At 70.0% G+C, this 22,771-nt stretch carries 16 protein-coding genes; 7 read left to right on the top strand and 9 right to left on the bottom strand.

The window, feature by feature from the left end; translation table 11 throughout:
- Positions 1–62: 62 nt before the first annotated feature.
- From WA670_RS08065 to WA670_RS08055, 3 genes are all read right to left on the bottom strand, one after another.
- Positions 63–1,340 carry a YeeE/YedE family protein gene (locus WA670_RS08065; protein WP_442893079.1) on the bottom strand — a complete coding sequence of 426 codons (1,278 nt, stop codon included), beginning with the start codon at positions 1,338–1,340 and terminating at the stop codon, positions 63–65.
- Between the two features lie 150 nt (positions 1,341–1,490).
- Positions 1,491–2,123 carry an LppU/SCO3897 family protein gene (locus WA670_RS08060; protein ID WP_205670148.1) on the bottom strand — a complete coding sequence of 211 codons (633 nt, stop codon included), beginning with the start codon at positions 2,121–2,123 and terminating at the stop codon, positions 1,491–1,493.
- A 147-nt stretch (positions 2,124–2,270) separates the two neighbouring features.
- Positions 2,271–3,131 carry a Bax inhibitor-1/YccA family protein gene (locus tag WA670_RS08055; protein ID WP_037816748.1) on the bottom strand — a complete coding sequence of 287 codons (861 nt, stop codon included), beginning with the start codon at positions 3,129–3,131 and terminating at the stop codon, positions 2,271–2,273.
- 320 nt (positions 3,132–3,451) lie between these two features.
- On the opposite strand from WA670_RS08055, the gene WA670_RS08050 reads away from it, so the two are divergent.
- The 4 genes from WA670_RS08050 (at position 3,452) to WA670_RS08035 (ending at position 9,150) form a co-directional block, all read left to right on the top strand.
- On the top strand, positions 3,452–4,939 hold the full coding sequence (locus tag WA670_RS08050) for an MSCRAMM family protein (protein ID WP_336157269.1): 1,488 nt from the start codon (positions 3,452–3,454) through the stop codon (positions 4,937–4,939).
- Positions 4,940–4,958: 19 nt separating this feature from the next.
- Complete coding sequence (locus WA670_RS08045; RefSeq protein WP_336157268.1) at positions 4,959–5,672, top strand: class F sortase; 714 nt, start codon at positions 4,959–4,961, stop codon at positions 5,670–5,672.
- 217 nt (positions 5,673–5,889) lie between these two features.
- A complete protein-coding gene (locus WA670_RS08040; RefSeq protein ID WP_336157267.1) occupies positions 5,890–7,881 on the top strand; it encodes an SDR family oxidoreductase in 1,992 nt (663 codons plus the stop codon).
- A 120-nt stretch (positions 7,882–8,001) separates the two neighbouring features.
- Positions 8,002–9,150 carry a cell division protein DivIVA gene (locus WA670_RS08035; protein ID WP_336157266.1) on the top strand — a complete coding sequence of 383 codons (1,149 nt, stop codon included), beginning with the start codon at positions 8,002–8,004 and terminating at the stop codon, positions 9,148–9,150.
- Positions 9,151–10,076: 926 nt separating this feature from the next.
- Here WA670_RS08035 and WA670_RS08030 read toward each other — a convergent pair.
- The 4 genes from WA670_RS08030 to WA670_RS08015 form a co-directional block, all read right to left on the bottom strand.
- Entirely contained in the window at positions 10,077–11,396 is a 1,320-nt protein-coding gene (locus WA670_RS08030) for an amidase (RefSeq protein ID WP_336157265.1), read from the bottom strand.
- An 11-nt stretch (positions 11,397–11,407) separates the two neighbouring features.
- Positions 11,408–12,043, bottom strand: coding sequence for a response regulator transcription factor (locus WA670_RS08025; RefSeq protein ID WP_037816759.1), 636 nt, complete (start codon positions 12,041–12,043; stop codon positions 11,408–11,410).
- A 102-nt stretch (positions 12,044–12,145) separates the two neighbouring features.
- Positions 12,146–12,409: a hypothetical protein gene (locus WA670_RS08020; RefSeq protein ID WP_336157264.1), complete on the bottom strand. Its 264-nt coding sequence runs from the start codon at positions 12,407–12,409 to the stop codon at positions 12,146–12,148.
- Positions 12,406–12,684, bottom strand: a complete 279-nt coding sequence (locus WA670_RS08015) for a WXG100 family type VII secretion target (protein WP_336157263.1) — start codon at positions 12,682–12,684, stop codon at positions 12,406–12,408. Before WA670_RS08015 ends, WA670_RS08020 begins: the two co-directional genes overlap by 4 nt.
- Before the next feature lie 320 nt (positions 12,685–13,004).
- Here WA670_RS08015 and WA670_RS08010 point away from each other — a divergent pair, with 320 nt between their 5' ends.
- The 3 genes from WA670_RS08010 to WA670_RS08000 all read left to right on the top strand — a co-directional run bounded on the left by WA670_RS08010 (position 13,005) and on the right by WA670_RS08000 (position 21,077).
- On the top strand, positions 13,005–16,244 hold the full coding sequence (locus tag WA670_RS08010; RefSeq protein WP_336157262.1) for a BTAD domain-containing putative transcriptional regulator: 3,240 nt from the start codon (positions 13,005–13,007) through the stop codon (positions 16,242–16,244).
- A gap of 63 nt (positions 16,245–16,307) precedes the next feature.
- Positions 16,308–19,928 (top strand): BTAD domain-containing putative transcriptional regulator, encoded by a 3,621-nt coding sequence (locus WA670_RS08005; RefSeq protein ID WP_336157261.1) that lies wholly within the window; start codon positions 16,308–16,310, stop codon positions 19,926–19,928.
- Positions 19,929–19,997: 69 nt separating this feature from the next.
- A complete protein-coding gene (locus WA670_RS08000; protein ID WP_336157260.1) occupies positions 19,998–21,077 on the top strand; it encodes an alpha/beta hydrolase family protein in 1,080 nt (359 codons plus the stop codon).
- Here the strand turns inward: WA670_RS08000 and WA670_RS07995 are convergent.
- Complete coding sequence (locus WA670_RS07995; RefSeq protein WP_043828178.1) at positions 21,063–21,887, bottom strand: carbohydrate ABC transporter permease; 825 nt, start codon at positions 21,885–21,887, stop codon at positions 21,063–21,065. The two genes, WA670_RS08000 and WA670_RS07995, sit on opposite strands and share 15 nt — an antisense overlap.
- Positions 21,887–22,771, bottom strand: coding sequence for a carbohydrate ABC transporter permease (locus WA670_RS07990; protein WP_037816770.1), 885 nt, complete (start codon positions 22,769–22,771; stop codon positions 21,887–21,889). Before WA670_RS07990 ends, WA670_RS07995 begins: the two co-directional genes overlap by 1 nt.

The raw sequence follows: 22,771 nt of genomic DNA, 5'->3' as shown, positions 1-22,771 counted from the left end.
GGGCGAAATGCGTGGGGACTTTTCGCGCAGTCACGATGACCTGCGAAAAGTCCCCGATCGGCTCAGCAGATACTGTCCGTGCGCACAGGGTTGCCCAAACCGAATAACGGCCGCAGTTTCAGCCCGATCCAGGTGCCGAAAAGCGCGAACGCGCCCCACAGCCAGCCGTGCAGGCTGCCGACGGAGATTCCGCCGAGGTACGCGCCGATATTGCAGCCGTTCGCCAGTCGCGCGCCGATGCCCATGAGGATTCCGCCGAGGATCGCGGCGACCGCGGTGCGCCACGGGATCGAGCTGTGGATCTTCCACGCGCCCGCGGCCGCGGCGGCGACGAACGCGCCGATCATGATGCCGATGTCGGTGAGGCTCGTCTTGTCCTGCCAGATCGGCTTGGACAGAGACGTCGCGTTCGCCTTCAGCTGCCAGAACTCCCACTGCTCCGGGTGCAGTCCGAACACCTGGAGAATTTTCGCGCCCCACAGGCTGAACGCGCTCGTGACGCCCCAGATGCCGCCGGAAACCAGGTACACCGCGCCGGCCAGCACGCCGAGCACGACCGCGCCGGCGAGGATCGGCCAGGAGCCGCGGAAGATCCGGGCGAACCCGCGCGCGGTCGGCACGGTGTCGACCGGCGGCGGCACGCGGCGCTTCTGCACCACCCGGGTCACGAGGACGATCGCGGCGAGCACCGCGATCGTGATCGCCCACGAACCGAACCAGCCGACGTGGTCCGACAGCAGGAATCCGGAAACCTGCGGCCAGCCGGTGAACAGCGGATAGCCCCAGGTGTAGAGGACCGAACCGGTGATGAAACCGCCGAGGGTCAGCACGATCGTCGACTGCCCGGCGCCGACCGCGAACAGCGTCCCGGACGCGCACGCGCCGCCGAGTTGCATGCCGATCGCGAACAACGTGGCCCCGACGAACAACGCGAGCCCGATCGGCCCGACGTTCGTCACCGGCACTGGTTTGCTGCCGAAGAGACCCGCGCCGGTGCCGCAGATGAGAGCGATGAGCGTCGCGGCGGTGCCGAGCAGGAGGGTGTGCGCGCGGAGGCCCTGGCCGTTGCCGACGGCGATCAGCTGCCGCCACGCGGACGTGAACCCGAAGCGGGAGTGGAAAAGCGCGAGGCCAAGCGCCAGCCCCAGCACGAGCAGGACCCCGAACTTCGCGCCGTGCGCGGCCCAGACGTAGGCGGTCAACCCGACCGCGAGCACCGCAGCGACCGCCAGCGGGACGACCTTGACCGGCTCCTCCGGTTTAGGCGCCGGAGCCGCGCACGAGGTGGGGAAGTCGAGAAGTTTTCGCTCGTCGACAGGGGAATCGGTGGTCGCCACCACGTCTCCTGAGGGGGTCGGGGATGAACGGGGCCCGCCCGGCGGCGGGCGGCGATCCACGTTAGGTCCCGGTGAGCCCCGGACGCAGCCTGTCTCACGGAGTGCGACGAACGGCCGAAACCGGGCGTCCGGACGGCCCCTTTGTACCGCCCGTCAGCTCTTGATGCAGATGGCTTCCTCCGGGTCGGAGTACCAGCGGACGGTGGTCGAACCGCTGCCCTCGCACGCCGACCGGTCCTTCGCGCCAGGCACGAGCTTGACGATCTCCGCGTTCTTCTGCGGATCGGTGCACGGCACCTTCTGGTACGTCGTGCTGGCGGTCTGGAGCCCGGCGAGGCAATCCCCTTGCTGCACGTTGGGGATGAGGCAGAGCACGCGGTGGTTCTTGCCGCCGGTGGTGTAGCGGTAGTAGTCGCCGCGCGGGCAGGTGCCGCTCCGGTTGGCGCGCGCGACCGCGACCTTGACGTTCGCCCCGGGATCGGCGCAGTCGACGGTTTTCGTCGTCGTGGTCGAGCCGGACTTCTCGATGTGCATGCAGTCGCTGGCGTGGGTGTTGCTGGTCGAGTTGCCGAACTTGAGGAAGCCGATGACGACCCCCGCCGCGACGATCACCACCGCTACGGCGACCAGCACCACGGTCCTGGTCGGGAAGTTCCGCTTCGGGCTCTGCTGGGGCGGCATCCCGCCCGGACCGTAGTGCTGCTGGAACGGCGACTGGCCCTGCTGTCCGTAACCCTGTTGTCCGTAGCCCTGCTGCGGTCCGTGCCCGTGCGGGGGAACGCTCACGTGATGCCTCGCAAACCCGAAAGAAAGATTCCGACCGGGCACATCCAACACGACGGCCTCGGGAGCGCGCAGAGCTTCCCGGCAGAAAAACAGAAAAGGCGCTCCGCGTAACGCGGAGCGCCCCTTCCCGGGAAACCTGTGCGACGGCTAGTCGCGCAGGTAAGACAGCAAACGCAGGATCTCGAGGTACAGCCACACCAGCGTGGTCATCAGGCCGAACGCGGCGTACCAGGCCCACTTCGACGGCATGCCGGCGCGGATCATCTTGTCGGCCTGGTCGAAGTCGAGCAGGAAGCTGAACGCGGCGATGCCGATGACCACCAGACTGAAGACGATGGCGAGCGGGCTGCCGTCGCGCAGCGGGTTGAAGCCGAAGAACAGCGCGGTGACCAGGTTGACCAGCATCAGGATGGCGACGCCTGCGACCGCGCCGACGATCCACTTGGTCAGCTTCGGCGTGACCTTCACCGCGCCGGTCTTGTAGACGACCAGCATCGCGACGAACACGCCCGCGGTGCCGATGAGCGCCTGCAGGGCGATGCCCGGCAGGAACACCTCGAACAACCCGCTGAGCGCACCGAGGAACAGGCCCTCGGCACCGGAGTAGACGAGCGTGAGCGGACCGCTCGGCTTCTGCTTGAAGATGATCACCAGCGACACGACGAGGCCCACCACGAGCCCGCCGATCAGCGCGCCGAGGAGCGGGCCGCTCGGCGAAAGCCTGCCGAGGGAGTCGCGCACGAGCTGGGACTGCGCCCAGATCGCGGTGAGCACGCCGACGACGAGCGCGACGCCGAGCGACATGCCGGTCTTGATGACGACGTCGTCGACCGTCATCGGACGGTCGGCGGAGGCGGTGCCCATCTGGCCAGGGCCGTAACCCGGGACGCCGCCTTGGCCCTGCGGCTGGCCGTAGGGCTGGTCGAAGCCGACGTTCGGCCCGTACTGCCCGGTCGCGGCCGCGCCGCGCGGGAGATTGCGGAACGCCGGGTTGCTGCTGGAACGCACCTGTCCTCCTGGACTTTATGGCACCTTGCATCGGGTTCAACGACCGCGGCGGCTCGCTGGTTCCCGTTCGGGTAAAGCAGATTTTACTCATCACCCGCACGGGTGGGGCCACCCCCGTTACGGCCACCGTAGGCGATGAAGGTCACGACCGTTCACCGCAGGTCACCCGATGGTCTCTAGACAACTCCCCCGCTGACCCGCGAACCTTCACATCGCGTGTCCGGGAAGTGACCGAACGCGTGTCGGGGAGTTGTTCGATCAGGTGAACTGCGAGGACGCCGTTCAGGCGTCGGCAGGCACGTCGAAGGAGCCAACACACCATGGGGTGGATCTCACGCCCGCGCGCTCGCTGGCGCGCGGCCACCGGGCTGGTCGCGACCGCACTGCTCGGCGCACTCTCCGTAACCACGCCGGGGATCGCCTCGGCTGCCGCGGACCCGGTCAAGGGCCCTGGCCTGAAGATCGTCCACAACGAGGGCGGTACCGATTACGAGGATTGGCTCGGCTCGTACAAGGTCGGCGGCAAGAACGTGTTCTGCGTCCGGTTCCACTTGAAGGCGCCGGGCAGCGACGAGGCTTACCAGCCAGGCGATGAGTTGCTGACGAAGTGGGGCGAAAAGCTGGAGCCCGACGTCGCGGGCAACATCTCGTATCTGTTGCTGCGCTACGGCAACACCTCTGACGACAACGAGGCCGCCGCGCTGGCTCACCTGTTGCACTCGTGGACCGCCAAGTCGCGGACGCCCGGCGACACGGAATTCGGCACGCCCCCGGACAAGGCCGCTTATCCCGAGCAGAAGTACCTGACCGCTCTCCCTCCGACGGCCAAAGAGGACGTCGGCAAGATGAAGGCCGAGGCCGAGGCGAACCGCGGCCCGTGGACCGCGTCGGTCACCGCGCCGAAGGGCGATCAGCACCTCGGCCAGCCCGCGACCTGGACGGTCACGGTGAAGAACTCCAAGGGCAAGGGCATCCCGGACGTTCCGGTGAAGCTGACCGCCACCGACGGAACCATCGGCCAAGCGGACAAGCAGGCAGACACGGAGAAGGCGTCCGATTCTTCGGCGGGCAACTCCGCGCCGCAGGCCGCGCAGAAAGACACGACGCTGAAGACCGATGCGAACGGCACGGTCACGGTGAAGGTCACGCCGACCGGCGACCAGCCGAAGCTCGTCGCCTCGTTGTCCGCGCCCGCGGACAAGCCGACCGTGCAGAACCCGGTCAACACCAAGGACGGGATCCAGAGCGTCGTCGGCACCGGCGGCGAGAAGCAACTGACCGCCCAAGGCGTCGTCGCGGTGGCGAAGCCGGGCAAGGTGCAGGTCACCAAGACCGACGCCAAGACCGGCAAGGGCATCGGCGGCGCGACGCTGCGGGTCACCGGCAAGGACCGCAAGACCGCGGCCACCGGCCAGGACGGCAAGCCGCTGAACGGGCCCGACGGACAGCCCGCCGTGGTCACCACCAGCGGCGAGAACGGCACCGCGACCGTCGAGAATCTGCTGGCCCCGCAGGAGGTCTGCGTGGTCGAGGTGAACGCGCCGCCGGGCTACACCAACGCGTTCGACCCGAACAATCCGCCCGCCGCGTGCGGATCGCTGACGCCGGGCGGCACACTTGCGCTGACTGTGGCCAACACGCCGAACGAAGTGCCGCACGCGATTCCCGCCGGCGACCTGCCGGTGACGATGGCCAAGGGCACCGTCGAGACGAGCTTCTCCACCGCCGGCATCGCGGGTCTCGCCGCGCTGGTGCTCGTCGGTTCGGGGCTGGTCGGGTTCGCCGCTCGGCGGTCGGCGCGGCGGTAAGCGAAAGCAGCAAGGGCAGATGAGCGGAAAAGGACGGCTGGTCGGCGGGTTCGTGCTCGGCGCGGCGAGCGTGCTGGCAGTGGAACTCGCGACAGTCGTGATCAGTTCGCCGCCGACGACGGTGGTGGCCGGGAGCGCGTCCCCGGTCGCCGCCGCCGTTCCGGCCGGTTCCCCGCAGCAGTTGGCTCCCGCGCCGCCGCCGTCGAGCAGTTCAGCGGCGCCGCCGCCCAGCAGTTCGGCGGCCGCTCCGCCGGCGGCACCCGCGGAGCATCGGCAAGCTCCGGAACCGGGCCCTCAGGCACCGGGCACGATCCGGCTGCCCGGCGGCGGGACTGCGGCGATGGTGCGGCAGGACCTCGGGCCGGGCAACACGCTTCCGGTGCCGTCGGACATCGGCCAGGCGGCCTGGTGGGGCGCGGATCTGGAAGCGGTCAGCGGCGCGAGCGTGTTCGCGGGCCACGTGAACTGGCGCGGCGCGACCGGGCCGTTCTCGGAACTGTGGAGCGAGCGCATCGGCGGCGTGGTGACGATCGTGGACCGCGCGGGCAAGACGAGCCGGTACCGGATTTCGCAGCTGGTCACCGTGCACAAGAACGATCTGCCGAGCCGTGCCGACGATCTCTTCGGGCAGGCGGGCCCGCATCGGGTCGTCCTGGTGACCTGCGGCGGACGCTGGATCGGCGGGAGCGACGGGTACGAGGAGAACCGCGTCGTGATCGCGGACCCGGAGTGAGGGGTCCCCTCGCGACCCGCTGAACCCGCGCGAGGGGTCCATTCGCGCAGTTTCTGAGCGGCCCCTCGTTCGCGGAAATCCGCTGCCACCTGCGGGACCCCGTGCCGACGCTAAGTTACTTGCGAGTAACCTCACCCTGCCGCGTTGTGGTCAGGGCGGCGTCCATGCAGCAGAATGCCCATGGGTCCAGGCGGCGGCACGGCGGAGGGTGATGGAGATGGCGACGTTCTTGGTGACAGGCGCGACCGGGTTGATCGGGCGCCAGGTCACCCGGCAGCTGCTCACCCGGCCGGACGTGGAACGGGTCGTGCTGGTGGTGCGCGCGTCGTCGCGGGGGAAGCTGGCCGCGCTCGTCGACGCGTGGCCGCATCCGGACCGCGTCACGCTCGTGACCGGCGACCTCGGCGAACCGCTGATGGGAGTGTCCGAAGCGGACCGGGAGACGCTGCGCGGCGTCGACCACGTCATCCACCTCGCCGCGCTCTACGACATCACCGCGGACGACGAAACCAGCATCCGGGCGAATGTGGACGGTACGCAGAACGTCATCGACCTCGCCGCGGACCTGAACGCCGGGTGCCTGCACCACGTCTCGTCGGTCGCCGTCGCGGGCGACCACGAAGGACTGTTCACCGAGGACATGTTCGACGTGGGACAGCGCCTGATCACGCCGTACCACCGCACCAAATTCGAGGCCGAGAAGCTCGTCCGGGACCAGCACGAGGTGCCGTGGCGGGTATACCGCCCCGCGGTCGTGGTCGGCGATTCGCAGACCGGCGAGATGGACAAGATCGACGGCCCGTACTACCTCTTCCCCGCGATCAGCAGGCTCGCCGGGCTGCCCGACGTCCCGTCCGCCGGACCGGATCTGGGCGACACCAACGTGGTTCCGGTCGACTACGTCGCGAAGGCCCTGCTGGAGCTGGTCACCACCCCGGGTCTCGACGGCCGCGCCTTCCACCTCGTGAACCCCGAACCGCAGCCGGTGGTGTCGGTCTACAACGCGTTCGCCCGCGCCGCCGGGGCGCCGACGATCACCGTGCAGCTCGGCGACAGGGTGTCGAAGGGAATCGTCGGGCTGGTCAAGCTCAGCGAACACATTCCCGGGTTCACCATCGCCCGCGACGCGGTGCTGGAGCGGCTCGGCATTCCGCCGGTGCTGCTGGAAACGATGGCTTTCCCGTCGGTGTTCGCGTCCGCGGAGACGCGCAAGGCGCTGGCCGGAAGCGGCGTCGAGGTGCCGCGGCTCGAGGAATACGCCCCCACGCTGTGGCGCTACTGGCGCGAACACCTCGACCCGTTCCGCGCGCGCAAGCACGGTCCGCGCGGCGAACTGGACGGCCGCCGGGTGATCATCACCGGCGCGTCGTCGGGCATCGGCCGGGCGACCGCGCTGAAGGTCGCCGCGGCGGGCGGGGTGCCGCTGCTGGTCGCGCGGCGGCAGCACGAACTGGAAGAAGTGCGCGACGAGATCATCGCGGCGGGCGGCACCGCGTCGGTGTACCCGGCCGACCTCACCGACGAGGATTCGGTGCGCAAGGCCGTGGACGCGATGCTGTCCGAGCACGGCCGGATCGACATGCTCGTGAACAACGCCGGCCGCTCGATCCGGCGGTCGATCAAGCTGTCCTACGACCGGATGCACGACTACGAGCGCGCGATGGCGATCAACTACTTCGGCGCGGTGCGGCTGATCCTGGCGGTCCTCCCGCACATGTCGGAGCGGAAATTCGGGCACATCGTGAACGTGTCCTCGATCGGCGTGCAGGGAATCGCGCCGCGGTTTTCCGCCTATGCCGCGTCGAAGGCCGCGCTGGACTACTTCTCCCGGATCGCGGCGACCGAAACGCACGGCGACGGGATCACCTTCACCACCATCCACATGCCGCTCGTGCGCACGCCGATGATCCGGCCGACGAAGATCTACGACGCGTTCCCCACGAAATCGCCGGAGCAGGCGGCGGACATGGTGCTGAAGGCGCTGATCCAGCGGCCGAAGCACATCGGCACCCCGGCGGGCCAGGCGATCGGGCTCACCTACACGCTCGCGCCGGGGCTGACCGACGCGATCGCGTACCAGGGTTTCCGGATTTTCCCGGACTCCGCGGCGGCCGGCGGCAGCGGGAAACTGAAGATCGGGCGGGGCGAGAAACACCTGTCCCGCGCGGCGATGGCGCTGGCCCGGCTGTCGCGCGGCTTCCACTGGTAGTGACGGCTTCGCGCGGCGGGTGAGGCCGTTCAGGCGAGATCGACACGAAGAATCGACCCGGGGCGGTGATTCGCCACTCCTGGCGGCACGCACGCCAGGTGCGCGGGTACGGTCGTGGGCATGGTTCCCGAGCGAGACAACGGCCTCCTCCCGCTGCGGCGCGAGTACACCGAAGCCTGGCGCGGCTTCGACCGCACCGAGGTGCGGCAGTACCTCGACCACCTCGAAAGCCAGCTGCACCGGCTGATCACCGACCGCGACGCGGCGGCCGCCCAGGTCGCCACGCTGTCGCGCGAACTCGAGACGACGCGCGGCGAGGTGTCGAAGCTGCAGTCGCGGGTCGAGGAACTGATGAAGCCGCCGGAGCGGCTCGAGGACCTGGACGAGCGGATGCAGCGCACCGTCACGCTCGCGAACGCGCGGGCCGAGGAGATCACCAAGCGCGCGCAGGTGGCGGCGGAGAAGCACTGGGCGTCGTCCACCGAGGCGTCCACGAAGCTGCGCGAGCGGTACCACCGCCTGGTCGAGGAGCTGGACAAGCAGGCCGAAGCGCTGCACTCGGAGCACGAGGCCGCGCTGAAGGAAACCCGCGCCGAAGTGCAGCGGCTGACGGTCGAGGCGGCGCAGCGCCGGGAACTCCTCGACAACGAAGCCGAGCGCAAGCGCCGCAAGATCGAGCGTGATTTCGACGCGAAGATCACCGCCGAGCGCACCGCGCACGAAAAGATGATCGCCGACCAGCGCACGGCCAGCAAGAACCAGGCCGAGCGCCGTATCGCGGAAGCCACCGCGGAGGCGACCCGCCGCGTCGAGGAGGCGACGGCGGAGGCCAAGCGCCGTCTCGACGAGGCGACCACGCAGGCGGCCCAGCGCACCACCGCAGCGACGCGCAAGGTCGAGCGGCTCGCCGAGATCCGCGAACAGGCCCGCAAGAACCTGGCGCTGGCCGACGAGGTCCTCGGCCGCAGCGAAGGCTTGCTCACGGCTCTGCCGTCGGAATCGGTGCTGCCCGCCGCGTCGAAACTGGTCGGCGGCGACGACCCGGCGAAGCCAGACCCCTCGCCGACCCCGGTCGAGCCGAAGCCCGCACCGTCGCCGAAGCCGAAGGGCGAGAACGGTTCTGCTGCCAAGAGCGCGACCGGGAACGGCTCGTCCGCGAACGGCGGGGCGACGGAAAGCTCCGCGGGGAACGGCGCGAAGAACGGCAACGGTTCGACGGCGAACGGCGCGAAGTCCCAGCCGCAGACGGCGGGCAAGCCGAGCAGCTGACCCACGGCATCCAGTGAGCCCGCCGGACCGGACATGGTTCGGCGGGCTCACTGCGCTAAGCCCCAGCCACAAACGGCAGGCAAGCCCAGCAACTTAGCCACGGCATGCGATGAGGCCGCCAACCTGGCACGGCCCGGCGGGCACCAACGCCAAGCCCCAGCCGCAAACGGCGACCAGCCCAGCCGCTAACCCACAGCATCCAGTGAGCCCGCCGGACCGGACATGGTTCGGCGGGCTCACTGCGCTAAGCCCCAGCCACGAACGGTGGGCAAGCCCAGCAACTTGGCCACGGCATGCGATGAGGCCGCCGACCTGGGCACGGCCCGGCGGGCACCAACGCCAAGCCCAGCCACAGACGGCGGGCGAGCCCAGCAACTAACCCACGGCATCCGGTGAGGCCGCCAACCTGGACACCGCCCGGCGGCCAAGTCCCAGCCGTACACGGCGCGCGAGCCCAGCAACTTAGCCCGACACGCAGCGCCGGGGTGCCTCGTCACCGACGGATCGGCACGGCGGCGCAGTTATGCAACGCGAAGCCGCGCCCAAGAAGGCGGCGAGCGCGAAGCCGACAAGCACCTCCGCCCAGGCTCCGTGGCGGCGGTCGGCGGGCTGGTCGACGTGGCGGATTCCCGCGCAACTCTGAACGACAGGGCATCTCAGCGGACAGCGCGTCCGCGACGGCCTGGCTGGTGCGCAGCAAGCACGGATTTCCACCCCGTTCCGCGGGCGAAACCAGCGCGGCGGCTAACCCAGCCGCCGTGAACCCCTCCGCGCGAGCCTGCTTGTCGGCAACATCCGGCGAAAAGACGTGCGGTCCCACCAAGCACGCAAGCCGAGCCGGGGTGCCTCAGATCAAGTCCGTGAAGGGCTCCTTGAGGGAATATGTTTCCCGTAAGGAGCCCTTCACGGCATCAAGCCAGTAAGCCCTAAACCGTCCGCGGCCAGGGGTTCGCCGATTCCAGTTCCGCCGCCAGCCCCAGCAGCACTGGTTCCCCGCCGGGGCGGGCTACTAGTTGCACGCACATCGCCAGGTCATGGACGGGGTGCCGGGCCACCGGGACCGAGAGCGCGGGGTATCCGGCCAGGTTCCACGGGCCGGTGAATGACGCCACCCTCGAGGACGGGACTGCGTTCGCCAGCCACGGCTCGCGGTGCCAGCGGCGGGCTTTCAGCGGCAAGGTCGCCAATGTCGGGGTCACCAGCACGTCGTGGGACTCGAAGAACTGCTCCGCGATCGCCTCCCATTCGTCGCGGGCTCGGTCGGTGACCAGGCGTGCCGTCAGGCGGCCGAGGCGGACGTGGACGCGGGTCCGGGGTTGCAGGCGCGACAGGTCGAAGCTGCCCGCGGCCTGCTCAGCCGGACCGGCGAACCAGCGGGCGACCAGGCCGCCTAGGGCGCGGAGTGGGTAGGCAGGGGTCGCGGAAGTGACGGTGTGGCCAGCCGAAAGGAGCGAAGCGGCCTGGTCGACGGCGGCGCGGAGCGGGCGCGGCAGGGGAGCTCGGGTGAACGGGACCTGGGTGGACGTCGCGATGCGCAGGGAACCCGGGGGCGTCAGGGTGGCCCATTCCGGGCGGTCGGCCAGGACGGACATCAGGAGGGCCGCATCGGCGACCGTCGTGGTCAGTGGGCCGTGGGTGGAGAGGCCGAACCAGCCTGGAGCGTCTTCGCGGACCACGTCGCGGCCGGGTTTCAGGCCTACGATTCCGCACATTCCGGCGGGCAAGCGGATGGATCCCAGACCGTCGGTGCCGTGGGCGATCGGGACCAGGCCCGCGGCTACCGCGGCCGCGCTGCCGCCCGAGGAACCGCCTGCGGTGAAAGCTGGGTTGCGGGGGTTGCGGGCGATGCCGGATGGGTCGTCGCTGGTCGGGAAGATGCACAGCTCCGGCACGCGGGTCAGACCGACGATGACCGCGCCGGCTGCGCGCAGGCGGGTGGCGATCAGGCCGTCGGCGGTCGCCAGGTCGCGGGGGCCTGCTTCTGAACCCCAGCCCTGGTATTCGCCAGCGACATCGGTGACATCTTTGACCGCGACGGGGACGCCGGCCAGGGGCAGCGAAGCGAGGTCCGGGCGGGCCGCGACTTCGGCGGCTTCGGCTCGCGCCTCGGCGAAACGCACGCGGCGGAACGCGCCGACGACGCCGTCCGCTGCTGCGATCCGGGCGAGTGCTTCCTCGGTCACCTGGACCGGGTCCAGCTCCCCTGCCCGCACTCCGCGAGCGATCTCTACCGCCGTCTGCGCCATGGGTCAGAAGACTAGATCGCGCCGGCGCGCAGGGCATAGGCCACGGCGTGCGCCCGGTTGTTCAGACCGCAGCGGGTCATCAGGCCGTACAGCACGTTCTTGACCGTCCGCTCCGAATAACAGAGCTTCGTCGCGATCTCCTCGGTGCCATAGCCCTCGGCGACCAGCCGCAGCACGTCGCATTCGCGCGACGCCAGGCCGGACAGCGTGAGGCCGTTCGGCTCCAGCACGTCGCGGCGCATTCGCTGCACCTGCGCGAGCAGCGCGCCCTGCAGCCGCGGTGGGAGCGTTGCCGTGCCGTCGCCCGCGGCCAGCACTGCCGCGACCAGTTCGCCGCCGCCGGTTTCGCGGCGCGGCAGGATCGCGACGACCCCGCATTCGACGGCCGTCATCAGGTCGCTCTCGCGGAAATGGTCGACCACGATCACCAGATGCGGTCCGGTCAGCTGCTCGGACTGCCTGCCGAGGTCCCGCACCTGCGACAGCACCCGGTCGGTCACGTGCTCCTCCATCACAAGGACCACGTCCGCCTGACTCGCCGCGTCCTGGCCGAGCAGGACCAGTTCCGGGCGCGAACCCAGCAGGCTCGCGGCTCCGGCCCGGGTGATCGGGTCCGAGGCGAGCACTGCGACCTTGACGAGCTTCACGGTTACCCCCTTCACATTGCCTGGACGCAGTGTGGCGGGCGAGACTTCACGTTTTCTGGCGCGCTCGTGAAGGCCGGTGGAGAAAACCGGCGTTTTCCCTGTTCAGCGGCCTCTTTTCGGGTCTGGAGACGAGATCTCGCGGAAGGCTTGTGCCGCCCGGTCGAGGCATTCGGGCATCCGGTCGAGCGCGGCGGCCCACTCCCGTTTGGCCTCCCGGTAGCGGGCGCGCGCCGCGGCGGGCCAGCCGGCCACCTCGGGTTCCACCGCCGACTCCAGTTCCGCCAGCACCGCGCCGAGGTCGGCGGTCGTGCGGCGGATCCGGGACAGCACCTCGGCGGCCTGCTCGAATCCGGGATCGCCGCTCATCGATGATCAGGGCACCGCACGCGCTCATTTGAGCACTGTGCAGTGGTGGACGCGGCCGTACCGCGCGCGACGTCCACGAGATCTGCCAGACTTGCCAGAATGCGATCGAACTGCTGCTCCCAATCGTTCATCGCCTGGCCGAAGCGCACCGCCGCCTCGCCGCGCCACGACGCCTGCAGCGCCGCCATTTCGCTGTTCACCGTGCCGAAACAGGCGTTCGCCGCGTCGATCGCCGCCGCGAACCTCGCCCCCGCCGGGGCCGGAACCGGGTCCACGCCTCCTCCTCACCACCGCCGCGCCGAAGCCGCGAATCGAGCGCGCGGGTTCCTCATCGAGGCTGCCGCAGGGATTCCCGTCCGGAAACCGGGGAGCGCGGCCGATGCCCCTTTGTCACGGCAGGTGTGCCTGCCGGACCGCCCGGCCGGTTTGCCCGGCGTTCACCGGCGGGCCTCTCCCCTGACCATGTCCACCGGACAATTCGCTGGACAAGACCGGCAAAAGCAACCCGGGGCGGTCCCGCGACGTCACCTTTTCGGCGTAAGCTCACCAGTGGCATCCGGCGTGTGACGATCCGTCAGCGCGTGAAGGGAGACCGATGTCGGCATCCGGCGGCGTCCCGGCGCCGGAAATCCAGCTGCTCGGACCGGTGCGAGCCTGGCTCGGCGACCGGCAGCTCGACCTCGGTTCCGCTCATCGGCGCACAGTCTTCGCAGTACTGGCCTTCTCGCCGAACCGCACCGTCTCCCGCGAAGTGCTCATCGACGCGGTGTGGGGCGACTCGCCCCCGGCCAGCGCGCAGGGGAGCATCTACACCTATATCTCCGGACTGCGCCGCGTCCTCGAACCGGGCCGCCGCAAAGGCGCCGAATCACGGCTGATCGCGTCCACCGGATCCGGCTACTCGCTCTGTGTCGAACCGGAGCAGATCGACGTCCACCGCTTCAGCGCGCTGCGCGACCTCGGCAACCGGCTGCTCGCCGAGGGACGCCGGGCCGAGGCGCGGAGCGTGCTCGACGAGGCTCTCGCGGAGTGGGACGGGACGCCGCTGCAATGTCTCTCCGGGCATTACGCGACCGCGCAGCGGGTGCGGCTGGAGGAACTGCGGCTGGCGACCGTCGAACGCCGGGCCGAGCTGGCGATGGACTCGGGCGAATCCGCCGGGCTCGTCACGCAGCTCGGCGAACTCGCCGCGGAACACCCGTTCCGCGAGCCGCTGCACGGACTGCTCATGCGAGCACTCGACCAGGCTGGCCGGCATCACGAGGCGCTCACCGTCTACACCGAGCTGCGCGAGCGGCTGGTCGAAGCGTCCGGCACCGAGCCGGGTCCCGCACTGCGGGAGTTGTACGAAAAGCTGCTGGCCGTCGACGAGGCGGTCACGCCCGCGCCGGTCACGAAGGTCCCCCGCTTCCCGCTGCCGGTGCTGCCGCCGCGTCCGGCGACGTTCGTCGGGCGGGAAGACGAACTGCAGTTGCTCAGCGAGGCCGTCGCCGGTCTCGGCGGCGGCCTCGGCCGTTCGGTGTGGGTGAAGGGCGAACCGGGAATCGGCCGGACCGCGCTGCTGGCCGAAACCGTCGCGCTGGCACACGAAACCGGTTACCCCGCGCTGTTCGCCGCCGCGGACTCGCTCGACCAGGGCTTTGCCCTGCGTCCGCTGCTGGACGCGCTCGGCGTGCACCCGCGGGCCTCGGACCTGCGCCGCGCGGAACTCGCGGTGGCGCTCGCGGAGAACCCGGACCTCGACCCGGTGCAGGGCATTCTCGGACTCGTCCGGCAGCTGTGCGCGGACGGCCCCCTCGTGCTCGTGGTCGACGATCTGCAATGGGCGGACGAAACGACGTTGCAGGTGTGGCAGCACCTCGCCCGCGAGACTCGGCGGCTGCCGCTGCTGCTCGTCGGAGCGAGCCGTCCGCTCCCCCGCTCGGCCGCGCTCGAAGCGCTGGCCGCGGACCTGTCATCCGGCGCGACCTCGCTGCTGCGGCTGGAACCGTTGCCGGACCACGAGATCCGGAAGATCGCCGCGGATCTCACCGGCGCGCCGCCGAACCGGATGTTCTCGGTGCTGCTCGGCCACGCCGCCGGAAACCCGCGCTACGCCACGGAAATCGTCGAAACCCTGCTCGCCAATTCGATGATCCTGCTCGACGGCGCGCACGCCATTGTGGACGGTTCCTCGTGCCGCTCGATCCCGTCGCCGCTCGGCTCGCGGGTCACGCTGTATCTGATCTTCCTCTCCAGTTCTGCGCGAGACCTGTTGCGCTGGGCCGCCTTGCTGGGCAAGGAATTCTCGCTCGCCGACATCGCGATCGCCACCGAACGCGCGCCGACCGCGCTCGTCGCCGCGGTCGAAGAGGCGCTCACTGCGGGGGTGCTGGTCGAGTCCGGCGATCTGCTCGCGTTCCGGCATCCGTTGCTGCGCCGCGTGTTGTACGAAAAGACGCCAGCCGCGATGCGCGTCGCGCTGCACCGGCAGCTGGCCGAAGCGCTCGATGGTGCGGGAGCGGGTGCGGAACGCGTCGCCGAACAACTGGCGGCGGCTCCCGCGCAGGTTGACCCGTGGATGGCGAACTGGCTGGTCGAGCACATCGGCACGGTCGCCGCGCAGTCGCCGCGGGTCGCGGTGGATCTGCTCAAACAGGTGGTCAAGCAGGCTGTGCTGCCCGTCGAGGCCCGCGAACCGCTCACCGCCACGCTCGCCCGGCTGCTGTTCTGGCTCGGCCGGGAGCCGGAAGCGGAGGCGCGGTCGGTCGTCGCGCGCACCCAGGACAGCAGGCAGGCCGCGGAAATGCGCTGGATCCTCGCCTACATCTATTACCGGCGTGGCGAATTCGCCGAAGCCTCGGCGGAAGTCCGCCGTACGCTGGCAGATCCGAAGGTGCCGGAGATGTGGCGCGGGCGGCACGAAACCCTGCGCGTGACCATCGAGCGGTTCGCCGTCGACCATCGGGCAGCCGCACCGGATCTGTCCGAACTGGGCGTGCTGGACGGGCTCGACAACGACGCGGACCTGAGCACCGCGCGCCGGCTGGCCGCGACCCGGGCAGTGCCCGGCGAAATGCACCTGGCCGGCGCGGTGCACTACTACTGGCGCGGCCGGTGGGGCGAGGCGCTCGCCGAACTCGACACCGTGATCCGGGGCGGCGCGGAAACCGCGTCGTATGTGTTGCGCAGCCCGGGATCGGCGTTGCTGGTGCACGGCGTCGGCGCGCTGATCGCGAGTCACCGCGACGAACCGGACGAGGCGCGCGCACATCTCGACGCGGCGGCCCGGCACCAGTTCCCACACGGTCTCGAACCGAACGGCGGCGACTACCTGCTCGCCGCGCGCGCCCAGCTCGCCGAGCTGGAAGGCGATCCGGAAGCCGCGCTCGCCGCGCTTCTCCCGTTGCTGGGCCAGAACTATCCGCCCGCGGCGCGTCAGCAGTGGCTGCCCGACCTCGCCCGGCTCGCCATGCAGCTCGGCGACCAGCCGCACGCGTTCCGGGCGCTGCGGCTGATGGGCGACACCAGCGGGTACGACACTCCGCCGTCGCACACCGCGGCCACCGCGCACTGCCGGGGCCTGGTCACCGCGGATCCGGACGCGATCCTCGGCGCCGCCACGCACTACGAGGCCGCCGGACGGATGCTCAAGCACGCTCGGGCCAGCGAGGACGCCGCGATCCTGCTCGCCGAGTACCGCCGTCTCGACGAGGCGCGCACGGCTTTCCTCGCGGCACTCACCAGCTACACCTCGGTCGGCGCGGCTTGGGACGTGCGGCGGGCCGAGACGCGGATGCAGCCGTACGGCATCCGGCGGGCCAGTCCGGTCCGCGCGCGTGCGGCAGGAGAGTGAACCGGGGTGGACTCGCGTCCATGATCGACCGGTAAACTCGGTCAACACGGCGAATGGAACGGCATGCCAGGGGATTTGCGGGTGACGGCGCTCGGCCCGTTGCGCGCCTGGCGCGGGACGACCGAAATCTCGCTCGGACCCGCGCGGCAGCGGGCGGTCTTCGCGATGCTGGCGGTCGCCGCCGGACGGCCGGTGCCGCGTGCGGAGCTGATCGCGGGCGTGTGGGGCGAGTCGCCGCCGGCCAGTGTCGAAGGCAGCGTGCACACCTACATTTCCGGGCTGCGCCGCGCGCTGGAGCCCGAACGCACCCGGTGGTCCGCCTCGACGGTGCTCGGGTCCGGTCCGGCGGGGTACACGCTCGACCTCGCGCCGGAAGCGCTGGACGCGGCGAAGTTCGAGCAGCACCGGGAGAACGGCAAACGCGAGGCTGAGGCCGGGGCGCACAACCGCGCGGTGGCTGAATTCAGTGCCGCGCTCAAGCTCTGGCACGGCGAAGCGCTGTCCGGCGTGCCCGGCAATTTCGCCGAGCGGCATCGCGCGTACCTGGCCGAGCTGCGGCTGGACACCCTGGACCGAGCTGCCCGCAGCAGGCTGGAAATGGGCGGCCACCAGGAGATCATCGCCGAACTGACCGCGCTCACCGCCGAGTATCCGCTGCGCGAATCCCTGCGGGCCTCGCTGATGCTCGCGCTCTACCGCAGCGGCCGGCATTCCGACGCGCTCGACGTCTTCCGCGACGCGCGCCGCACGATCCGCGCCGAGCTGGGCGTGGAGCCCGGTCCGGGGCTGCGCGAACTGCACCAGCGCGTGCTCTCCGAAGACCCGGCGCTGGACCTGCCGCGGCCCGAGGTGCCGGAGCCGGTCGTACGGGTGCCGCAGGACCCGTTGCTCGGCCGGGAAGCCGAGGTCGGCAAGCTGCGCAAGCTTCTCGACGGCGTTCGCGCGGGCCGCGGCCGGGCGGTGTGGATCGAGGGCGAGGCCGGGATCGGGAAGTCGGAGCTGCTGGCGCACGCGTTCGGCGACGCCGGTGGTCTGCAGGTCGCCTGGGTCGCCGCGGACGAGCTGAGCATGCGGTTCCCGTTGCAGGTCATGCACGAATGCCTGGCGATCGACGCGCATTCGCCGGATCCGCGCCGGGCGCGCGTCGCGCTGAGCAGCGAGGAACCGGTGCGGCGCGTCGGCGACCCGGTGCTGGATTCGGTGGACCGGCTGCTCGCGCTCGTCGACGAACTGTGCGCCGAATCGCCGCTGTTGCTCGTGGTCGACGATTTGCAGTGGGCGGACGAGTCGAGCGTGCTGGTGTGGCACCGGTTGTCCGCGGCCGCCCGGCAGCTGCCGTTGCTGCTGGTCGCCGCGACACGACCGGCACCGGAGCGGCCGGAAATGACTCAGCTGCGCCGCGGCGTCGAGACCCGGGACGGCATCGTGCTCGACCTCGGTCCGCTCGGCGAGGACGACGTCCTGTGCCTGCTGCAGCGGCAGATCGGCGCGGATCCCGGGCCGCGGCTGCGGGACCTGACCGCTCGTGCCGGCGGCAATCCGTTGTACCTCAAGGAAATGCTGGACGCGCTGGTGCACTCGGGCGCGGTCGAGCACCTCGACGGGCTCGCCGACGTCCCGGATCCGCTGCGGTTCGAGCCGCCGGAATCGATCGTCGCGGCGGTCAACCGGCGGCTGGAGCTGCTGCCCGAGCAGACCCGGCACGTGCTCGGCTGGGGCGCGATTCTCGGCATGGAGTTCGCGGTCGGCGACATCGCGGCGGTGCTCGGACAGCGTCCCTCTGATCTGCTCGGCCCGCTCGAAGCGGCGTTGGCGGACAACATCCTGCTCGACACCGGAACCCAGCTCGCGTTCCGGCTTCCGTTGCTGCGCCAGACGTTGTACCACCATTTGTCGCCGGAAACGCGGGCCGTGCAGCATCGGCAGGCGGCCGAAGCGCTGGCCAAGATCGGCGCGCCGGTGAAGCGGGTCGCCGAGCAGCTCGTGGCCGTTCCGTCCACTGTGGACCCTTGGGTGCTCGACTGGCTCGTGGAACACCAGAGCGCCGTGTCGAACCGGGCCCCGCTGATCGCGGTCGAGCTGCTGGAGCGCGCGCTCGCCGTGGTCGAGGACGACGATCCGCGCCGCGAACCGTTGCTGGTCGCGCTGGTGCGGGTGTTGTTCCGGCTCGAACGCAGTCCGGAAGACCTTGCGTTGCAAGCGCTTGCGGTGTCGCGCGATCCGGACAACGCGGCGGAGATGCGCCACGTCGTGTCCGCGATGCGGTTCCGCCGCGGCGACGTACAACTCGCGGTGGAGACTCTCGGGAATCCGGCGGAGGACCCGGGAGTGCCGGAGCTGTGGCGGGTCCGCGGCCGCCATTTGCTCGCGAACTTCCGGCGCGGCGGGCTCGACGACCTCGATGTCGCGGAGAAGACCGCACATCGCGCGCGGGCCGAGGCGGACGGCGACCGCTACCTCACCGCGCACGCGCTGCAGACGTTGTGGCTAGTCGATTCCGTGCGGCGGCACCACGCCAGCGCGCTGAAGCACGTGGACGAGGCGATCGCGGCCGTCGGCGACGAGCACGAATTGGCTGACCTGCACCTGGATCTGCTGGACAACCGGGTCTTCACACTGCAGAACCTCGACCGGTTGGACGACGCGAACCGGACGCTGCAGGAGGCCGCCGAGGTGACGCGGCGGCACAGCATGCCGAGCGGGTTGCAGGTTTCCGTTGCGGTGCACCGGTATTGGGAAGGCCGGTGGGACGAAGCGCTCGTCGAACTGGACACGGTGACCGAGGACGGTCCGGCGATCACCTTCTTCGGCCTGCGGGAACCGGGTGCGGCGGCGCTGCTGCTGCACGGGGTCGCCGCGCTCATCGCGGCGCGGCGAGGCGAGCACGCGCAGGCGGCGGCGCTGCTGGACGCGGCGGAGGAACACGCTCCCGCGACCAGTGCCGAGCGGGAGAGTTTCGACTTTTTGCTTGCCGCGCACGCGCTGGTCGCCTATCAGGAGGGTGATCTGCAGAAGGCGATCACGGTGTTCGAGCCAATTCTGAACCCGACTTACGCGCAGATGATGTTGCGGCATCAGTGGTTGCCGCAGTTCGCGCAGATCGCGCTGGCGGCGGGCGACCGGGCCGCGGCGGAGCGGGCGCTGGCGGTGTGTGTCGAAGAGGCAGAGAAGGAACTCGAACCGGCGCGGGCGTTCGCGGCCGCGGAGTGGTGCCGGGGGTTGCTGGGCGAGGATCCGGAGCCGGTGCTGCGGACGGTGGAGCATTTCCGCGCGGTGGGGCGGAAACCGGAGCTGGCCAGCGCGTTGGAGGACTCGGCGGTGCTGCTGGCTCGGGTGGGTCGGCTGGACGCCGCGCAGGCCGCGTTCGATGAGGCGGCTTCGCTGTACACGGAGCTTTCGGCCGCGTGGAATCTGGAGCACGCGGAGACGCGGCTGCAGGCGGTCGGCGTGCAGCGTGGGACTTCGCTGGCGTCGGCGCGGCCGGAGCACGGGTGGGAGTCGCTGTCGACGCTGGAGGTCCGGATCGCTCGGCTCGTCGCGGCTGGGCGGTCGAATCCGGAAATCGCGACCGAGCTGCGGCTGCCTCGGCGGACGGTGCAGGCGCACGTCGTGCGGTTGCTCGGGAAGTTGGATGCGCCATCGCGCAGTGAGCTGGCGACTGCTGTGGCGCGCCGGACGGGGTGACGAAAGTCGGGGGTCACCGGCGACGGTCGGCAGGCGCGGCCAACCCGGCCAGGACGGCAGGGTTCCGGCATGCGCTTCCGAACAGTCCTCGCCGCTGCCCTCCTCCTCACCGTCTTAGGGGCCGCCCCCGCCGCGGCGGAGACCACTTTCGAGCTGCCTACCCCAACTGGCCCGCACGCGATTGGCGAGCGCGATGTCCATCTCGTCGATTCGGCGCGGGGCCGGGAGCTGATGATCAGCGTCTGGTACCCCACTCGGCCCGGCGCTGGGCCGAAGGCGCCGTACCTGCCCGCAGCGGCCGCGGCGTACTTTGATCAGGGGGCGGCACCAGCGTTGGGGCTGCCGAGCGGCAAGGTCGACTGGGCGGCCGTCCGGACGCACGCTCGGGCGAACGCGCCGGTGCAGGGGCGGTGGCCGGTGATCGTGTACTCGCCGGGTTGGGCATCGCTGCGGGCGCTGGGCAGTGCGACTGCCGAGGATCTCGCCAGTCGCGGGTACATCGTGGTGACGATTGATCACACCGGTGAGGCACCGTTCGTCGTGTTCCCGGACGGGCGCGTGGTGTTCTCCCAGCAAAGCAAGGACCTGGTGGCAGGGATGCGGACGCGGGTCGCGGATGTCCGGTTCACTCTTGACCAGCTGCCCGGCATTCCTGGGCTCGGCAAGGCGATGGACCTGAGCCGGGTCGGGGTGATCGGGCATTCGTTCGGCGGGGATACCGCCGCCGAAGTGTCCACGGTGGACTCTCGGGTGGACGCTGCGGCCGATCTGGACGGGTGGCTCGCTTACGACGTCGACGGCAAGCAGCTCACTCGCGCTGGCGCGGACGGGGTGACGCGGCCGGTGCTGCTGATGGGGTCGTCGGGCAGCACCAGCGACGGTCAGGCGCGCAGCCATCGGACGTCACCGGCGTGGAAGTCGTTGTGGGAGCACACTTCGGCACCCAAGCAGGACATCACGCTGGCGACCGCGATGCATTACAGCTACACCGATGTCCAGTGGTTCCTGCCGAAGCTGGCGCAGCAAGTGCCGGTCGATCCGAAGGTTCAGGAGACCCGGATCGGGAGGATTGATCCTCGGGTGAGTATCACCGTGCAGCGGTCCGCGATCGCCGGGTTCTTCGGGCAGTACGTCTCACGACGTCCGTAGGCCGGTCGAGATACTGCGCACCAGGTTTCGGCCGAGGAGCAGGAACAGGATGATCACCGGCAGGACACCCAGGGTCGCGCCGGTCAGCATCAGGGCGTAGTCGGTGAAGTAGCCGCTCGCCAGCTGGGACAGGACGACCTGCACGGTCGGCGTTTGCGCGGGGTCAAGGACTACCAGCGGCCAGAAGTAGTCGTTCCACGCACCGAGGAAGGTCACCATCGCTAGAACGGTAGCTTGTGGACGGATCGCCGGGACTGCCACGTGCCAGAACGTGCGCAGGATCGACGCTCCGTCCACAGTGGCCGCGTCCACCAGGTCCTGGTCGATCGAACCCTCGCACGCCTGGCGCATCCAGAACACCCCGAACGCGCTCACCAGCGCGGGCACGATCACCGCCTCGAGCCGGCCGTACCAGCCGAAATCGCTCACCACCAGGTAAAGCGGCACGACGCCCAGCTGTGCGGGCACCATCGCCGAGCCGACCACGATGAAGAACAGCGTGTTGCGGCCGCGGAACCGGAGCCGGGCGAAGGAAAATCCCGCGAAGCTGGACAGGACCACATTGGACACCATCACCGTCGTCGCGACGATCAGCGAATTGCCGATCGCGAGCCAGAAGTCCACCGTGGTGAAGACGCGCTGGATGTTGTCGAAGAGATGGCCGCCGGGCAGCAGCAGCGGAGAGGTCTCGCCGATCGCCGCGTTGTCCCGAGTGGACACCACGAACGACCAGTACAGCGGGAACAGCGAGGACGCGACCAGCCCCACCAGCACCGCGTACACCCAGCCCCCGGCCCGGCCCCGGCGGATCACGGCGCACCCACGAACCGGCGCACCAGCCGGTAGTTGAAGATCGCGAACACCAGGCAGATCACGAACATCACCCAGGACAGCGCCGCCGCGTATCCGGCGTCGAATTTGCCGAAGCCCTTTTCGTACAGATACATCGTGAGCGTCTGGAACTGCCGGTCATTGCCGCCCGCGCCGCCGTTGCCGGTCGCGTCGAACAGCTGCGGCTCGGCGAACAACTGGAGCCCGTTGACCGTCCCGGCGACCGCGGTGAACGCGATCGTCGGGCGGATGCCGGGCACCGTGATCGACCAGAACGACCGCCAGCGCGAGGCACCGTCGAGCGCGGCGGCCTCGTACAGATCCTGTGGTACCGCTTGCATCGCGGCCAGGTAGATGAGCGCGTTGTAGCCGGTCCAGCGCCACATCACCATGCTCGCGACCGCGAGATGCGACGACCATTGATGCGACTGCCACGACACTGGCGGCACCCCGAACCAGCCGAGCACCTCGTTGACCACGCCGTAACCCGAGCTGTACAGCTGCGCGAACACCAGCCCGACCGCGACCACGGACACCAGGTTTGGCAGCAAAAGCCCGGCCCGCCACCAGGTCGCCGCGCGCAGCGGCCGGTTCAGCAGCGCGGCGATGCCCAGCGCGAGGAAGAACTGCGGAATCGCGGCGAGCAGGAAGATGCTGACGGTGTTGAGAAACGCGTTGTAGAACCGCGGATCGCTGAACAGCTCCGCGTAGTTCGCGAGGCCGAGGCCGCCTTCCGGGCCGGACAGCAAATCCCACCGGTGCAGCGAAACCCACGACGTGTACAGCAGCGGGAACGCGCCGAACAGTCCGAAAAGGACGAAGAACGGCAGGATGAAGACGTAGGGGGTGAGCTTCCGGTCCAC

Source organism: Amycolatopsis sp. VC5-11, from assembly GCF_037034185.1.
Taxonomy (GTDB): Bacteria; Actinomycetota; Actinomycetes; order Mycobacteriales; family Pseudonocardiaceae; genus Amycolatopsis; species Amycolatopsis nivea.
Note: the sequence above shows the minus strand (reverse complement) of the source record. Positions and strands in the feature narration are given on the sequence as shown.

Excerpts from the sequence above, each read along its gene's own strand:
- WA670_RS08050 (WP_336157269.1), top strand. The coding sequence starts at position 3,452 with ATGGGGTGGATCTCACGCCCGCGCGCTCGCTGGCGCGCGGCCACCGGG.
- WA670_RS08045 (WP_336157268.1), top strand. The coding sequence starts at position 4,959 with ATGAGCGGAAAAGGACGGCTGGTCGGCGGGTTCGTGCTCGGCGCGGCG.
- WA670_RS08040 (WP_336157267.1), top strand. The coding sequence starts at position 5,890 with ATGGCGACGTTCTTGGTGACAGGCGCGACCGGGTTGATCGGGCGCCAG.
- WA670_RS08035 (WP_336157266.1), top strand. The coding sequence starts at position 8,002 with ATGGTTCCCGAGCGAGACAACGGCCTCCTCCCGCTGCGGCGCGAGTAC.
- WA670_RS08030 (WP_336157265.1), bottom strand. The coding sequence starts at position 11,396 with ATGGCGCAGACGGCGGTAGAGATCGCTCGCGGAGTGCGGGCAGGGGAG.
- WA670_RS08020 (WP_336157264.1), bottom strand. The coding sequence starts at position 12,409 with ATGAGCGGCGATCCCGGATTCGAGCAGGCCGCCGAGGTGCTGTCCCGG.
- WA670_RS08010 (WP_336157262.1), top strand. The coding sequence starts at position 13,005 with ATGTCGGCATCCGGCGGCGTCCCGGCGCCGGAAATCCAGCTGCTCGGA.
- WA670_RS08005 (WP_336157261.1), top strand. The coding sequence starts at position 16,308 with ATGCCAGGGGATTTGCGGGTGACGGCGCTCGGCCCGTTGCGCGCCTGG.
- WA670_RS08000 (WP_336157260.1), top strand. The coding sequence starts at position 19,998 with ATGCGCTTCCGAACAGTCCTCGCCGCTGCCCTCCTCCTCACCGTCTTA.